Consider the following 14,844-nt stretch of genomic DNA (forward strand, 5'->3'; position numbering starts at 1 on the left):
TTTACCCCTTGGCAGAATACACGTCCAGCATGGCAAGGACCGCCCGACGCGCTGCATCGTCTGCGATATTGTCAGGCAACGCATCAGCCCGCAGAGTGACATAAGCGTCAGCAGCCCTTCGAATGGCAATCCCGACGGAGTGACGATCGTGCGTTGCCAGGGTGGAAGTCAGCAGGCCATCGGGATCAATGCCGAGGGCTTCTATTCGGCGAACACCGCGTTGCGGTAGATTGGCGCGACGGAACAGCATCGGCCCCAGCACTTGTTCCCGGAAGAAAGACAGCATCCCCATCGCTTCGAAGAGTTCCCCCCTGCCCAGTTTAACCACGGCATAATGCAGCCAGATCCAGGCTCGGGACTCAAACCACTCCGGCGTCATATCCGGCCAGTGCGCGCTAAATTTTGCCAGTTGTCGCTCTAGAGCATCGTTATCTCGGGTAAATAACACGGCAGGCTCTTCAACGCGCTGAGTGAGCATGTCCAGAGTGATAAATTTCAGATCGACATGCAGAAGTTCCGGGCCAAACAGGCAGATCAGCAGGCGAGGCTCACCGACGTGTTCCCCGGTGAAAGCATGTAGCAGATGGCCGAGCGTTCCGGCGAACGCCATACGCTGAGCCATGATTTCGTCATAATAGAGAGGGTCGACCACCACCACGAAATCCAGATCGGAGTATTGATCAAACCCGCCATGGATAAACGAGCCGCCAGCGAGAAGGGAGTGGATCCGCGAATCAGACTGTAATTTAAGCTTCAGTTGCTCTGCAAAACTTCTGTGTAAATCGGGTAGCGTATTAAGCATACTTTTTCCTGTTCACAAAAAAGACAAAGCATTACAGAATATCGAGCGATTCATCAGCAGACCAGATATTTCTGCTGGAACCCTACGCTCCATCGCGAAGCGCTAAATGCAAGCAATACCTCCCTCAGACCACCTCGCTCATCCACTCAGCAAACGCCCGCACAGCGGGAGAGAGAAAGCGCTGGTGCGGATAGAGCAATGTGACGGGTACCGGGGGCGGCTGCCAGTCCGTCAGCACTTCCACCAGTCTCCCCTCCTGCAGGTGGTCAGCAACGATATTCTCCGCCAGCTGCGCCAGCCCGAAGCCCGCCAGGCACATTTTTATATAGAGCCCCGTTTCATTCACCGCGGCGTTGCCGCTGACGGGTACAGAAAAGGTCTCCCCGTGGCGAACAAAGCGGAACTCATCGGCCCGTCTCGCCTGGCCGGAGAAATAATGCACCGCCCGGTGCTTAGAGAGCGCCTTCGGTGACGACGGCACGCCATATTCCCTGAGATAGTCCGGCGACGCGCAGGTTACCCAGCGAAAGCGGCCCAGAGGGCGGGCCACCAGGCTGGAGTTGTTCAGCTCTCCCATGCGTATCACGCAGTCGACACCTTCCTGAATCAGATCGACCTGCCGATCGCTGACGCCGATCATCAGGTAGATATCGGGATAGCGCCGGTAAAAGTCCGGCAGATGCGGCATGACGATGAAATGCGCGATGCCCGCGGGCATATCAACCCGCAGGCGCCCCTGAGGCCGCGCGACAGACTCGCTGAGGCTGGATTCGCTATGTTCGATGAGGGCGAGAATTTCCCGGCACTGCGCCAGATACTGCAGCCCTTCCGGAGTGAGACTCACGCGCCTTGTGGTCCGGTTCAGCAGCCGCACCTTCAGGTATTGCTCAAGGTTTTTAATGGTACTGGTGACAGTGGAGGCAGGCAGGGAAAGGGTTTCCGCGGCGCGCACGAAGCTCCCTGCCTCCGCGACGCGCATAAACATCTGCATAGCCTGGATACGATCCACCTTCTTTCTCTCCTGAAGCAAGCAACTTACCGACAGACGGCATGATTATTCGTTAATTATGAATAATGAAAACAATTTACGCACCTTTTTGCGCTTAATAGCCTGGCGTATCGTTGCGCTATGGGTATCGCGTGAGGGGCCAAAAATGGCCATGCCCTCAATAAATATCCAGAGAATCATAACGTTAAATAACACGCATAAAGGAAAAACCATGTCCGTTCAGCCTGTCGAATTAAGTAAGGCCTATCGTTTATTGCAGGTCGGGTCCACCACCATGATTTCCGCAAAATATGATGGCGTCGAAAATGTCATGTCAGCCGCCTGGGTTGGGCTGGCAGGCGAGCGAAAAGTGGTGGCCTATATCGGCCCCCAGGCCTTCACTCGTCAGCTGGTGGAAAAGAGCGGCTATTTCGTGGTGCAGATCCCCGTAGTCAGCCAGATGGCAACCGTCCTTTACGCTGGCGGGCGCAGCTATGCCGACGCGCCGGATAAAAATGACTCCATCCCCTTCATTTATCAGCCGGGGTTCGACATCCCCCTCGTGGCAGGCTGCGCGGGCTGGCTGGTGTGCAAAGTGATGCCCTACCCGGACATTCAGCAACAGCACAATCTGTTTATGGGCGATATCGTCGCCGCCTGGAGCGATGATCGGGTATTCCGTAACGGACACTGGATTTTTGATGATGCGCCGGACGAGCTGCGGACCGTTCACTATGTCGCAGGCGGGCAGTTCTATGCCATCGGCAAAGGCAGCAAATTTGATCATGGACCGGGTCAGGACTGATCCTCCCCGGTCATGAAGATCACTGACGAGATGCCTGCCCTGCAGAGCGGCTGATACTCCGGCGCCAGACGCCGGGCGCCTGGCCATACTGGCGCTTGAAGCTGCGGTTGAAGGACTGCTGGGAGTCAAAGCCGAGGGCGATCGCCACGTTGAGGATCGGCTCGTTGCTGTGGGCTAAGCGTTCGACCGACTTTTGCAGCTTTTGCGCCCGAATATATTCTCCGAGGGGCTGCCCGGTATGTTCTTTGAAGATCCGCTGCAGGTGCCACTTCGAATAGCCGGATCGTCGGGCAACGGTGTCAATATCCAGACGGCTATCAAGATGGTTGTCGATCCAGTCGATCAGATCCTGAATGATGGCGCCAGTGTTCATCATGTTACCTCCGCGCAGCCGGTTAAAAGCATCTTTGTCAGTTGCATTTAAAGGTGGCCTGTTTTTACACAAAATGCAAGTTTTATTGTTACATTTAAATCCACGCCGGGATCGCGGTTTTTGTCTCCAGCCAGGACCGCACATAAAGTGCAACAATTATTCTTGCACTTAGTTAAGCGCCTTCCTACAATCGCCGCGATAGTGTATTCGAAATTGTTACAGTTTTGTGGCGATGATCGACACAAATGGCCTTAAGCCAGCCCGGACAAAGGAAGTGGCGCGGCCTCTCACGCTGCGTCTTGCCCGGCGGCTACAATTACCGGAATAAAAATAATGAGCCTGCAAAAAACCTGGGGAAACATTCACCTGACCGCGCTCGGCGCGATGATGCTCTCCTTTCTGCTCGTCGGCTGCGACGACAGCGTCGCGCAAAATGCCGCGCCTCCCGCCCCGACGGTCAGCGCCGCTAAGGTGCTGGTGAAGTCGATCAGTCAGTGGGATAGTTTTAACGGTCGCATTGAAGCGGTGGAGAGCGTTCAGCTTCGCCCTCGCGTCTCGGGATATATTGATAAAGTGAATTACACCGACGGTCAGGAGGTGAAAAAGGGCCAGGTGCTGTTCACCATAGATGACAGAACCTATCGCGCCGCGCTGGAGCAGGCGCAGGCGACGCTGGCGAGAGCCAAAACGCAGGCCAGCCTGGCGCAAAGTGAGGCGAACCGCACCGATAAATTAGTCCATACCAATCTTGTCTCCCGTGAAGAGTGGGAGCAGCGCCGGTCAGCCGCGGTTCAGGCGCAGGCTGATATTCGCGCCGCGCAGGCGGCGGTGGATGCCGCGCAGCTTAACCTCGACTTCACCAAAGTGACCGCGCCTATCGATGGCCGCGCCAGCCGGGCGCTGATCACCAGCGGTAACCTGGTCACCGCGGGCGACACCGCCAGCGTGCTCACCACTCTGGTCTCGCAGAAGACGGTGTACGTCTACTTTGACGTCGACGAGTCAACCTACCTCCACTATCAAAACCTCGCCCGCCGCGGGCAAGGCGCGTCCAGCGATAATCAGGCGCTCCCGGTGGAGATTGGCCTGGTTGGCGAGGAGGGCTACCCCCATCAGGGCAAAGTGGATTTTCTCGATAATCAGTTAACGCCGAGTACCGGCACCATCCGCATGCGCGCGCTGCTGGATAACTCTCAGCGTCTGTTCACACCGGGGCTGTTTGCCCGCGTGCGTCTGCCGGGCAGCGCGGAGTTCAAAGCCACGCTGATCGACGACAAAGCGGTACTGACCGATCAGGACCGTAAATACGTTTATATCGTTGATAAAGATGGTAAAGCGCAGCGACGTGATATTACCCCGGGGCGTCTGGCAGACGGTTTACGCATCGTTCAGAAGGGGCTGAACCCTGGGGATAGCGTCATCGTCGACGGGTTACAAAAAGTGTTTATGCCGGGTATGCCGGTGAATGCCAAAACCGTTGCCATGACCACCAGCGCCGCCCTCAACTGATCCCTAATCAGAGAATCCAACACATGGACTTTTCCCGCTTTTTTATCGACAGGCCGATTTTCGCCGCGGTGCTGTCGATTTTAATTTTTATCACCGGGTTAATCGCTATCCCGCTGCTGCCGGTGAGCGAATATCCGGACGTCGTCCCGCCGAGCGTCCAGGTGCGCGCGGAGTATCCCGGCGCCAACCCGAAAGTGATTGCCGAGACCGTGGCGACGCCGCTGGAGGAAGCGATCAACGGCGTTGAAAACATGATGTACATGAAATCGGTCGCCGGCTCCGACGGCGTGCTGGTCACCACCGTCACCTTCCGCCCGGGTACCGACCCGGATCAGGCGCAGGTTCAGGTGCAGAACCGGGTCGCGCAGGCGGAAGCGCGTCTGCCGGAGGATGTACGCCGTCTGGGCATCACCACCCAGAAACAGTCTCCGACGCTGACCCTGGTGGTGCATCTGTTTTCGCCAAACGGTAAGTACGACTCGCTGTATATGCGCAACTACGCCACGCTGAAAGTGAAGGATGAGCTGGCGCGCCTGCCCGGCGTCGGCCAGATCCAGATTTTTGGCTCCGGTGAATATGCGATGCGCGTCTGGCTGGATCCCAATAAGGTCGCGGCCCGCGGTCTGACAGCCTCGGATGTGGTGACGGCGATGCAGGAGCAAAACGTCCAGGTGTCTGCCGGACAGCTTGGCGCCGAGCCGCTGCCGCAGGAGAGCGATTTCCTGATCTCCATTAACGCCCAGGGCCGTCTGCATACCGAAGAAGAGTTTGGCAATATCATTCTGAAAACGGCGCAGGATGGCTCGCTGGTCCGCCTGCGCGACGTGGCGCGCATCGAGATGGGTTCCGGTAGCTATGCGCTGCGCTCCCAGCTCAACAATAAGGATGCGGTCGGGATCGGTATCTTCCAGTCGCCGGGGGCTAACGCCATCGATCTGTCGAACGCGGTACGCGCCAAAATGGCTGAACTGGCCACCCGCTTCCCGGAAGATATGCAATGGGCGGCGCCGTACGACCCGACGGTTTTCGTGCGCGACTCCATCCGCGCGGTGGTGCAGACGCTGCTGGAAGCAGTGGTGCTGGTGGTGCTGGTGGTGATCCTGTTCCTGCAGACCTGGCGCGCGTCGATTATCCCATTGATCGCCGTGCCGGTATCGGTGGTGGGTACCTTCAGCATTCTCTATCTGCTGGGCTTCTCGCTGAATACCCTGAGCCTGTTCGGGCTGGTACTGGCTATCGGTATCGTGGTGGACGACGCCATCGTGGTGGTGGAGAACGTTGAGCGTAATATCGAAGAGGGGCTTGCGCCGCTTGCCGCGGCGCATCAGGCGATGCGTGAGGTCTCCGGGCCGATTATCGCCATTGCGCTGGTGCTGTGTGCGGTGTTCGTGCCGATGGCGTTTCTCTCTGGGGTCACCGGCCAGTTCTACAAACAGTTCGCGGTGACCATCGCCATCTCGACGGTGATCTCGGCCATCAACTCGCTGACGCTCTCCCCGGCGCTGGCGGCCCTGCTGTTAAAGCCGCACGGCGCGAAGAAAGACCTCCCTACCCGGCTGATCGATCGTCTGTTTGGCTGGATTTTCCGTCCGTTTAACCGCTTTTTCCTGCGCAGCTCGAACGGCTATCAGGGACTGGTGAGCAAAACCCTCGGACGCCGTGGCGCGGTGTTTGTGGTGTATTTGCTGCTGCTCTGCGCCGCTGGGGTGATGTTTAAAGTCGTCCCCGGCGGGTTTATTCCCACCCAGGATAAGCTGTATCTCATTGGCGGCGTGAAGATGCCGGAAGGTTCGTCGCTGGCGCGCACCGACGCGGTGATCCGCAAAATGAGCGAGATCGGGATGAATACCGAAGGGGTCGATTATGCGGTCGCTTTCCCGGGGCTTAACGCGCTGCAGTTCACCAACACGCCGAATACCGGGACGGTCTTTTTTGGCCTGAAACCGTTCGACCAGCGCAAACACACGGCGGCGGAAATTAACGCGGAGATCAACGCCAAAATCGCGCAAATCCAGCAGGGCTTTGGCTTCTCCATCCTGCCGCCGCCGATTTTAGGACTGGGTCAGGGTTCCGGCTACTCCCTGTACATCCAGGATCGCGGTGGGCTGGGCTATGGCGCGCTGCAAAGCGCGGTGAATGCGATGTCCGGGGCGATTATGCAGACGCCGGGGATGCACTTCCCGATCTCGACTTACCAGGCTAACGTGCCGCAGCTGGACGTGCAGGTCGATCGCGATAAGGCGAAAGCGCAGGGGGTGTCGCTAACCGATCTGTTCGGCACGCTGCAGACCTATCTCGGCTCGTCTTATGTCAATGACTTTAACCAGTTCGGGCGTACCTGGCGCGTGATGGCCCAGGCCGATGGGCCATTCCGCGAGAGCGTGGAAGATATTGCTAATCTGCGCACCCGTAATAATCAGGGCGAAATGGTGCCGATCGGCAGTATGGTGAATATCAGTACCACCTACGGGCCGGATCCGGTGATCCGCTACAACGGTTATCCAGCGGCGGACCTGATTGGCGATGCCGATCCGCGGATCCTCTCGTCTTCGCAGGCGATGACGCATCTGGAGGAGCTGTCAAAGCAGATCCTGCCGAATGGGATGAATATTGAGTGGACGGATCTGAGCTTCCAGCAGGCCACCCAGGGCAACACGGCGCTGATCGTCTTCCCGGTGGCGGTGCTGCTGGCGTTCCTCGTGCTGGCCGCGCTGTATGAAAGCTGGACCCTGCCGCTGGCGGTGATCCTTATCGTACCGATGACGATGCTCTCCGCGCTGTTTGGCGTCTGGCTGACCGGGGGCGATAACAACGTCTTCGTGCAGGTGGGTCTGGTGGTCCTGATGGGCCTGGCCTGTAAAAACGCCATTCTGATCGTCGAGTTTGCCCGCGAACTGGAGATCCAGGGGAAAGGCATCATGGAAGCGGCGCTGGAGGCATGCCGCCTGCGTCTGCGCCCGATCGTGATGACCTCCATCGCTTTTATCGCCGGGACCATTCCGCTGATCCTCGGCCATGGCGCGGGGGCGGAAGTCCGCGGTGTCACCGGGATCACGGTGTTCTCCGGGATGCTGGGCGTAACGCTGTTCGGTCTGTTCCTGACGCCGGTGTTTTACGTGACGCTGCGGAAACTGGTGACCCGCAGGAAGCCGGTCCAGGAGGATCTGCCCGCCTAGCCTGCAGCAGATAACAAAAAACCGCCTTCACAATGAAGGCGGTTTTTTTTCGTCATCAGATAGGAATTAAAGCGCTTTCTTAAAGCGGGCGATCATTTCCGGCACCGGATCGCAGCCGCTGGTATCGGCGTTTTTGACCGCCTCCAGCGCGCTGGCCACGGTGTGACGAGCAAGGACGTTTAGCGAAGCCTGCTCTGCTTCATCGGCAATCGATTTGAAGTACCAACAGGCGTTGGCGCTGACCACGCAGCGAGCCGGAACTTCAGGACGCGACGCCCACAGCTTTTTATCTTCAATAACCGAAAGATAGATATCACGCAGGGTGATCTTGTCCGCCGGGCGGCCAAGATGAATAGAGCCGTTGCGGCCAAGCGTGGAGACGATGATGCCGTCACGAGTAAGCGGAACCATTAGTTTACGGATAAAGCTCGGGTTCGCTTCCAGGCCGTAGGCCAGAATCGCACTCGTCGAACGTTCACCCATCTGCTCCGCCATTGCTACGCTGAGAACCATCTGCAAAGCTGTCGGGAAGCGGTAATCTAACATGGTATTGTCCTGGGTTGCGGTGAATCTTGTTCTTTTTGGCACCGCAGAGGTGAATAATCAATGAACAACAATATAACAAATACGGGAATTTTTTTGAAGCAATCTGCGGTTAAGTAAACGATCAACTTCCGGAAAACCAGCGCCAACATGAGGACCATAAATCGAAGTAGTCACCATCGCAGTACGCTTTCCTCGGCTTGCATTTCTTTCTTACCGCCCTGCAATTGAGGGTTTCCTGAAGAAAGAGCCCCTCACCTTTAAACAATTTCTTATTCTGCACTTTTGACCGCGTCGGGTATTTACAGGCTATCACTCTGGTGAAACTATAATCAGCCTAACTATCACTGAGGTAACAGGGGCCTTGTTATGGATAACTGGCTGGCGCTGTTTGACGGGCAGCCGCGCTATCTTCTGGAAATTAACGACAGCGCGGTGAAACCAGATGTACTGAACTTCACCGGCCGGGAAGCGCTCAGCGAACCGTTTAGCTGGGATATCGAATTCACCACCCCGCAGGCCCGTATCACCCCGGAACAGATACTGCTGAAATACGCCACCCTGCGCATGCGCAGCGGCAAAGCGGTGCACGGCATCATCACTCACCTGAAATGGCTCTCCACCACTGCCGACCAGTCTCACTATCAGGTGGTGCTGAGTGCACGCCTGGCGCTGCTGCAGCGCACCCGCCAGTGCCGCGTGTTCCAGAACCTGTCGGTTCCTGAGGTGGTTGAGCAGGTGCTGCGCGGCCACGGGCTGGAAGGTCCCGATTTTGATTTCCGCCTGGAGCGCACCTATCCGCCGCGTGAGCTGATGACCCAGTGGCGGGAAACCGACTTGCAGTTCATTCAGCGTATTCTCTCTGAAGTGGGGATTTACTGGCGCACGGAGATGGACGACGAGCGCGGTCTGGATGTGTATATTTTTGCCGACAGCCAGCTGAACTACCGGTTTGACGTGCGCCTGCCGTACTGCGAACCCTCGGGACTGTATGACGGTGCAGAGGAGTCGGTGTGGGGCGTGCGCACCCGTTATCAGGTGGTGCCGGGCAGGGTCAGCACCCGGGACTACAACTACCGCACCGCCACGACGCCGATGGATACCTCCGTCTCCGTGCGAAGTGAGGCGGCAACCGCCGGGGAGCACTACCGCTATGCAGAGCCGTACCGGGAGGCGGGAGACGACACCACCCCGGAGCCGAAAACTGAATCCGGTGCGTTTTATGCGCGTATCCATCATGAGCGCGAGCTGAACGCATGGGCCCGCGTCAGTCTTGAGAGTAACGCCGCCGGCCTGACGCCGGGCCAGGTGCTGGAGCCGCAGGGGAATGTCATCCGGGCGCTACAGGAAGGCGTCATCATTACAACGGTGAACTACCATGCCGCCCGTGACACCCGCCTGCACGTTACTGTCGAAGGCATGCCCTACAGCGAACGTTACTGTTACCGTCCTGCTGAAGTTCCGCGCCCGGAAATCCACGGCACGCTGCCTGCCCGCATCGAGAGCCGGGAGAAGGACGATATTTACGCGCACCTGGATGACCAGGGCCGCTACCGGGTGAAGCTGGACTTTGACCGGGAAACGACAGAGCCGGGAGTTGCGTACCTGTGGCTGCGGATGGCGAAGCCGTATGCAGGCGAAACATATGGCTGGCATACCCCACTCACTGACGGCACCGAAGTGGCGATTGCCTGCAGCAACGGGGATATCGACCTGCCGTACATCGCTTATGCCCTGCATGACTCTGAACACCCTGACCCCGTCACCCGCGACAACTACACCCGCAATGTGCTGCGCACTCCGGCGAACAACAAGCTGCGGATGGAGGACCGGCGCGGCGAAGAGCACATCAAACTCGCCACAGAGTACGGCAGAACCCAGCTGAACACCGGACATCTGGTGGACACCCAGGAGCAGCCCCGCGGTACCGGTGCCGAACTGCGCACCGATGAATATGGCGTCATCCGTGCCGGGAAAGGACTGTTTGTCAGCGCCGATACACAACCAAAAGCAGAAGGTGACGTGCTGGATATGCACGCCGCGCTGAAAGAAATCGAACAGCTAACTCAGCAACTGCAACAGCTGGAGATTGCGGCGGAGCAGGCGCAGGCACTGAAGGCGGATATCGACAGCCAGATACGGATGTTTGAGCAGCGGCTGAAGCCGCTGAACGAAGCCCTCCTGTTCTCCGCGCCGGAGGGGATGGCGCTGACCAGCGGGGAGCACCTGCAGCTAACGGCCACGAAAAGCGTCGCCATTAATGCCGGAGGCGATATCAGCGCCGGTGTGATGGGCAATATGACGGCGCTGGCCGGAGAGAAACTGGGGGTGTTCGCGCGGACAGGACAACTGAGCCTGAAGGGCTCGGAAGGACCGGTGGAGGTGCAGGCGCAGAACGGAAATATGCGGTTGTTTGCGGAGAAAAAGCTGACCCTGAACTCGGAGAGCGACATCACGTTTGCCGGAAAGAAACGCATTACATTAATCGGCGGCGGGAGTTACCTGCGGCTGGAAGCCGGGAAAATCGAGTATGGCACGACGGCGACGTATCTGCGCCGGGTGAAAAAGACGATGGCTGCGGGGGCTGCCTCAATGCCGGTTAAAGCAATGACGGGGGGAGGTATTTGCCTCAGTTGCCTGATGAAGGCGGCAATGAATGGTGACACCTTTGTTATAAGGGGGGAATCATGAACAGTGCCAGCTTTAACCTGGCGGCGCAACAGCTGATTCACTCAACAAAAATGACATTATTCGCTCTGGTGGATGGCATGCAATATGAACGGTATTTTGGTGAGGAACTTTCCGCACAAAGATATGTATCCCTGCCCTTATTTGATACCTGGCCGGATTCGCGTATTGCCTTTGCTGGCCCATGGATAATTCAGCTGAGCCGCGTAATGGATTTCAGAGACAAGCTGTGCGAACTGGAAGCAACGCTGCCTTCTGTTTCATGGATAGTATCTTCGTCAACGCTTGCCGAACTGGCTGCTCACTTCAGGAAAAACATGAACATTGGGCTGCCGGATGGTCGGGCTGCTTTGCTGCGTTTCCAGGACCCGCGCGTTCAGGTTCGTCTGGGAACGATGCTGGACAACCTGCAACACCGGGAACTGACAGGTTTAATACGGGAATGGCTGACAACGGTGGACGGAAAAGTCTGGTCACTTAAGCAAAGGACATTTATATGCTGAAGCTGTCTGAAAAACAGTGTGCCAGTGTGGACAAAATGGAAGATGACGATTTTGTCCGGGACACCGCGCAAAAACTGAAGAAGAAATTCCCTGCGATTAACGAACCAGATGACACGTTCCATGTTCGCCTGGGAAAAGCACTGGATTATGCCCGTACGCTCCCGTTGAAAGAGAAAAAAGTGAGGCGTGATTTTTTGCTGCTCGAGGCATTTTGGCCCGGTTTTTACCTGCAGTCCGAGGTGGATAAATGGCTGAGAATCCCAAACGGCTATGCAGTTGATCAGCGGGTGAAAGACTATATGCATGTGATGATAAACAGGGAAAGGAGAGGACTCTGATGGTTATGATCCCGCCAGTACTGGCAGGCGGAACGGGTACTGCAGCTGCCGGGAGTGTTGGTGCCGCGGGTAGTGCGACTGGAACATCAACTTTTCCCGGGGCAGAAAGTCATGGGGGCTGGGAAGCTGATGATATTTTTTATGTTCCGGGAGGCGGACACTCCGGAAGCCAGAGCGGCTTTGATTATCAGGGAAAACCTTATGACCCGATTCTGAATGATCCGATGAATATCAGTGCGGAGACGCATGGTGATTTCTGGGAAGATGATATGGATTATTCAGAAACGGTAAGTTATGAGGGCATCGACACCAGAACCGGAGCACAGGCGAAGACGGATGAAAAGACCTGTGAGAACTGTCCGCCGGAAGGAAAAGTGATGCCGATGGTGAGACGTTGTTCGCGGTGGAGTATGGTGACGATAAGTTACCAGACGCGTATCTGCGGGACGTTTTACAATCCTGAAACGCAGCAGATCCAGGAGTTTAAGTACTGCGGTGTATCATTTGATGGCTGGAAGGATAAGTTGTGTCAGTTCCAGGAGGCGAAGGCGCGGTATGATCAGTTTTTTAAAGCAGATGGCACACGAAAAACATGGTGGACTGGCGATATTAGCGCTAACAATCAAGCAACGCGTCATCAAGCCGTTGCGACAGTTAATCAACCCTTAAAAGTCGTCTGGATATTTATGCAACCTGTCAGCTATCGTTACTTCTCGAAAATCTTTTCGCGACATAAGGATATAATCACAAGATGGCAACCGTAAATTTGAACATCAGAGTTGAACAAGAGTTTGGGTTAAGTTCACCAATTGAAATCTCTCATGCTGCCAGAGTTTTTCGAGAGGTTAGTTTGCATTTTGAACAAATGCTTGGGAAACAAAAAAAATGGTATTTAAAAGGATACTCAAGAAAACAAGCATTACAACATAAAGTATTTATCGATGGTATAAAGGTTCCAAAAGAAATTTTATCAAAATGGGAAAAAAGATATCAGAAAAATTATCCTTTTTTTGGAGAGGGTATTTGGGACGGTGAAGTTGATGATAGCAGCGCTGGGATTGATTTAACATCATCTTACTCAAGTTCTAATCGACGAAATAATCCCCTGTCGCTTGTTATTGAGTTTCCAGTTTCCTTTTTGAACACAAAGCTGTCATCTGACCGAATGATAGATTTTATACAACACCTGCTTATTCTGAATGAAAATTGTACATATCTTAATGTTGAGTCGGGAGGGTATAGTTTTCCTGAAATTATTCCTAAAAAAAATGGATATGACGAAGTGTATAAAAAAGTATTTCCCGACAGAATTTCTTGCGGATGGATGTTATTCATTCCAGCTATTATTTTGCCTAACTTGATTCCAGGCGCAGCCAGAGTTGTTCCAGTCCTAAAAGACAGCAAACAAATTGGCACAATTGTTGTTTCAACTGAAGAAATATTCGATGGAAACAACAAAGAACATATTGGCAAAGCTAACGACATTGAAATAAGGCTTCTGGACCTCGGCCTTCTTCCGTTGCTGACGGAACTTTGAGCTTATCATCCGGTGAAAGGAAATGGACCTTAGCTGATCAGGAATTGAAAGACCCTATGCATGTGATGATAAACAGGGAAAGAAGAGGACCCTGATGGTTATGATCCCGCCAGTACTGGCAGGCGGAACGGGTACTGCACTGCCGGGAGCGTTGGTGCCGCGGGTAGTGCGACTGGAACATCAACTTTTCCCGGGGCAGAAAGTCATGGGGGTTGGAAAGCTGATGATATTTTTTATGTTCCGGGAGGCGGACACTCCGGAAGCCAGGGCGGCTTTGATTATCAGGGAAAACCTTATGACCCGATTCTGAATGATCCGATGAATATCAGTGCGGAGACACACGGTGATTTCTGGGAAGATGATATGGATTATTCAGAAACGGTAAGTTATGAGGGCATCGACACCAGAACCGGAGCACAGACGAAGACGGATGAAAAAACCTGTGAGAACTGTCCGCCGGAAGGAAAAGTGATACCGATGGTGAGACGTTGTTCGCGGTGGAGTATGGTGACGATAAGTTACCAGACGCGTATCTGCGGGACGTTTTACAATCCTGAAACGCAGCAGATTCAGGAGTTTAAGTACTGCGGTATATCATTTGATGGCTGGAAGGATAAGTTGTGTCAGTTCCAGGAGGGGAAGGCGAGGTATGATCAGTTTTTTTTTGCAGATGGTAAAAAGAAAAAATGGTGGAAAGGTGATGATAGCGCTATAAAGCAGGCTGGCAGACATCAGGCTGTCGCAAGCGTTAATCAACCATTAAAAATCGTATGGTTCTTTATGCAGCCAATTAGTTATAGATACTTTTCGACTATATTTTTTATATGAAAAATATTATTGTTCGTTGGGAGCCATGATATGAATGTTGACTTGTCGATCAAGCTTGATTTTAGGACTGATACTGATAATATTGAGTTCGATATTATTGTTGAACATTTCATGTATTTAATAAATGAGTTTGGCTCTCTATTATCAACTCATCCAGAATGGTACGAAACAGGATACTCCAGGAAAAAGGCTTTAGAACATTTGGCTTTTAATAAAAACGGGATTACAGAAAAAACATATCAAAAGTGGCTAAAAAGATATATAAAGGACATCCCTTTGTTTGTGGAAAGTATTTGGGATGGGAATGATGACGAATGTAGTAATGGCATTAACTACAGGAAAATGTTCTTTGATGAAAAAAATCGGGTTGCTGTAAACGCAGAGCTTAATATTTCATCCGATAGATTCGAAATTTCCCGCGTTTTAAATATGATTTCAAATTTGGCAAATAAGTTTAAATGCTCACACATTTCATTAGAATCTAAAGGTTATACTTTTCATAGTAGAAATGTATTCCCCGATCGTCTTAGTGTCGGGTGGATGCTGTATTTACCACATGTAATCATTCCCGATTTAGTTCCAGAGGCTGCTGAAGTTGTTCCTGTCATGGATGGTAAAAAACAGAAAGGAACTATCGTTGTTTCAACTGAAGAAGTATTCGATGGAAACAATAAAGAACATATTGGCAAAGCTAACGACATTGAAATAAGGCTTCTGGACCTCGGCCTTCTTCCGTTGCTGACGGAGCTTTGAT

General features: G+C 54.1%; 14 protein-coding genes. 10 read left to right on the forward strand and 4 right to left on the reverse strand.

Going from position 1 to position 14,844, the window contains the following annotated elements; genetic code table 11:
• Nucleotide 1: 1 nt before the first annotated feature.
• Both NKJ21_RS16595 and NKJ21_RS16600 read right to left on the reverse strand, forming a co-directional pair.
• Complete coding sequence (locus tag NKJ21_RS16595; protein ID WP_012967416.1) at nucleotides 2–802, reverse strand: hypothetical protein; 801 nt, start codon at nucleotides 800–802, stop codon at nucleotides 2–4.
• A gap of 124 nt (nucleotides 803–926) precedes the next feature.
• The gene (locus NKJ21_RS16600; protein ID WP_254733013.1) at nucleotides 927–1,811 is read right to left on the reverse strand and encodes a LysR family transcriptional regulator; all 885 of its coding nucleotides are present in this window, start codon (nucleotides 1,809–1,811) and stop codon (nucleotides 927–929) included.
• Between the two features lie 211 nt (nucleotides 1,812–2,022).
• On the opposite strand from NKJ21_RS16600, the gene NKJ21_RS16605 reads away from it, so the two are divergent.
• Nucleotides 2,023–2,595, forward strand: coding sequence for a flavin reductase family protein (locus NKJ21_RS16605; protein ID WP_022065759.1), 573 nt, complete (start codon nucleotides 2,023–2,025; stop codon nucleotides 2,593–2,595).
• Between the two features lie 19 nt (nucleotides 2,596–2,614).
• On the opposite strand, the gene NKJ21_RS16610 is transcribed toward NKJ21_RS16605, so the two are convergent.
• Nucleotides 2,615–2,968 carry a helix-turn-helix domain-containing protein gene (locus NKJ21_RS16610; protein ID WP_048268071.1) on the reverse strand — a complete coding sequence of 118 codons (354 nt, stop codon included), beginning with the start codon at nucleotides 2,966–2,968 and terminating at the stop codon, nucleotides 2,615–2,617.
• A gap of 333 nt (nucleotides 2,969–3,301) precedes the next feature.
• On the opposite strand from NKJ21_RS16610, the gene oqxA reads away from it, so the two are divergent.
• Both oqxA and NKJ21_RS16620 read left to right on the forward strand, forming a co-directional pair.
• Complete coding sequence (oqxA, locus tag NKJ21_RS16615; RefSeq protein ID WP_008806106.1) at nucleotides 3,302–4,477, forward strand: multidrug efflux RND transporter periplasmic adaptor subunit OqxA; 1,176 nt, start codon at nucleotides 3,302–3,304, stop codon at nucleotides 4,475–4,477.
• Nucleotides 4,478–4,500: 23 nt separating this feature from the next.
• Nucleotides 4,501–7,653 carry a multidrug efflux RND transporter permease subunit OqxB15 gene (locus NKJ21_RS16620; protein WP_023323140.1) on the forward strand — a complete coding sequence of 1,051 codons (3,153 nt, stop codon included), beginning with the start codon at nucleotides 4,501–4,503 and terminating at the stop codon, nucleotides 7,651–7,653.
• 66 nt (nucleotides 7,654–7,719) lie between these two features.
• On the opposite strand, the gene NKJ21_RS16625 is transcribed toward NKJ21_RS16620, so the two are convergent.
• On the reverse strand, nucleotides 7,720–8,199 hold the full coding sequence (locus NKJ21_RS16625) for an Rrf2 family transcriptional regulator (protein ID WP_032736298.1): 480 nt from the start codon (nucleotides 8,197–8,199) through the stop codon (nucleotides 7,720–7,722).
• A 366-nt stretch (nucleotides 8,200–8,565) separates the two neighbouring features.
• On the opposite strand from NKJ21_RS16625, the gene NKJ21_RS16630 reads away from it, so the two are divergent.
• From NKJ21_RS16630 to NKJ21_RS16660, 7 genes are all read left to right on the forward strand, one after another.
• A complete protein-coding gene (locus tag NKJ21_RS16630) occupies nucleotides 8,566–10,887 on the forward strand; it encodes a type VI secretion system Vgr family protein (RefSeq protein ID WP_239270484.1) in 2,322 nt (773 codons plus the stop codon).
• Entirely contained in the window at nucleotides 10,884–11,387 is a 504-nt protein-coding gene (locus NKJ21_RS16635) for a DUF4123 domain-containing protein (RefSeq protein WP_052512551.1), read from the forward strand. The genes NKJ21_RS16630 and NKJ21_RS16635 overlap by 4 nt, the downstream gene beginning before the upstream one ends.
• On the forward strand, nucleotides 11,381–11,725 hold the full coding sequence (locus NKJ21_RS16640; protein ID WP_039102450.1) for a hypothetical protein: 345 nt from the start codon (nucleotides 11,381–11,383) through the stop codon (nucleotides 11,723–11,725). The genes NKJ21_RS16635 and NKJ21_RS16640 overlap by 7 nt, the downstream gene beginning before the upstream one ends.
• Nucleotides 11,725–12,489: a Tox-REase-5 domain-containing protein gene (locus NKJ21_RS16645; RefSeq protein WP_131023765.1), complete on the forward strand. Its 765-nt coding sequence runs from the start codon at nucleotides 11,725–11,727 to the stop codon at nucleotides 12,487–12,489. The genes NKJ21_RS16640 and NKJ21_RS16645 overlap by 1 nt, the downstream gene beginning before the upstream one ends.
• Nucleotides 12,477–13,262 carry an Imm52 family immunity protein gene (locus tag NKJ21_RS16650; RefSeq protein ID WP_131023764.1) on the forward strand — a complete coding sequence of 262 codons (786 nt, stop codon included), beginning with the start codon at nucleotides 12,477–12,479 and terminating at the stop codon, nucleotides 13,260–13,262. The genes NKJ21_RS16645 and NKJ21_RS16650 overlap by 13 nt, the downstream gene beginning before the upstream one ends.
• 318 nt (nucleotides 13,263–13,580) lie before the next feature.
• On the forward strand, nucleotides 13,581–14,090 hold the full coding sequence (locus NKJ21_RS16655; protein ID WP_239270483.1) for a Tox-REase-5 domain-containing protein: 510 nt from the start codon (nucleotides 13,581–13,583) through the stop codon (nucleotides 14,088–14,090).
• Between the two features lie 30 nt (nucleotides 14,091–14,120).
• Nucleotides 14,121–14,843, forward strand: a complete 723-nt coding sequence (locus NKJ21_RS16660) for an Imm52 family immunity protein (RefSeq protein WP_052512550.1) — start codon at nucleotides 14,121–14,123, stop codon at nucleotides 14,841–14,843.
• Nucleotide 14,844: the final 1 nt, after the last annotated feature.

Source organism: Klebsiella sp. SWET4 (assembly GCF_024296565.1).
In the GTDB taxonomy this organism is placed as follows: Bacteria; Pseudomonadota; Gammaproteobacteria; order Enterobacterales; family Enterobacteriaceae; genus Klebsiella; species Klebsiella variicola.

Bases quoted from the DNA above. Each gene is read 5' to 3' on its own strand.
- oqxA (WP_008806106.1), top strand. From the start codon at position 3,302: ATGAGCCTGCAAAAAACCTGGGGAAACATTCACCTGACCGCGCTCGGC.
- NKJ21_RS16625 (WP_032736298.1), bottom strand. From the start codon at position 8,199: ATGTTAGATTACCGCTTCCCGACAGCTTTGCAGATGGTTCTCAGCGTA.
- NKJ21_RS16630 (WP_239270484.1), top strand. From the start codon at position 8,566: ATGGATAACTGGCTGGCGCTGTTTGACGGGCAGCCGCGCTATCTTCTG.
- NKJ21_RS16655 (WP_239270483.1), top strand. From the start codon at position 13,581: ATGAATATCAGTGCGGAGACACACGGTGATTTCTGGGAAGATGATATG.
- NKJ21_RS16635 (WP_052512551.1), top strand. From the start codon at position 10,884: ATGAACAGTGCCAGCTTTAACCTGGCGGCGCAACAGCTGATTCACTCA.
- NKJ21_RS16605 (WP_022065759.1), top strand. From the start codon at position 2,023: ATGTCCGTTCAGCCTGTCGAATTAAGTAAGGCCTATCGTTTATTGCAG.
- NKJ21_RS16650 (WP_131023764.1), top strand. From the start codon at position 12,477: ATGGCAACCGTAAATTTGAACATCAGAGTTGAACAAGAGTTTGGGTTA.
- NKJ21_RS16610 (WP_048268071.1), bottom strand. From the start codon at position 2,968: ATGAACACTGGCGCCATCATTCAGGATCTGATCGACTGGATCGACAAC.
- NKJ21_RS16660 (WP_052512550.1), top strand. From the start codon at position 14,121: ATGAATGTTGACTTGTCGATCAAGCTTGATTTTAGGACTGATACTGAT.
- NKJ21_RS16645 (WP_131023765.1), top strand. From the start codon at position 11,725: ATGGTTATGATCCCGCCAGTACTGGCAGGCGGAACGGGTACTGCAGCT.
- NKJ21_RS16640 (WP_039102450.1), top strand. From the start codon at position 11,381: ATGCTGAAGCTGTCTGAAAAACAGTGTGCCAGTGTGGACAAAATGGAA.
- NKJ21_RS16595 (WP_012967416.1), bottom strand. From the start codon at position 802: ATGCTTAATACGCTACCCGATTTACACAGAAGTTTTGCAGAGCAACTG.
- NKJ21_RS16620 (WP_023323140.1), top strand. From the start codon at position 4,501: ATGGACTTTTCCCGCTTTTTTATCGACAGGCCGATTTTCGCCGCGGTG.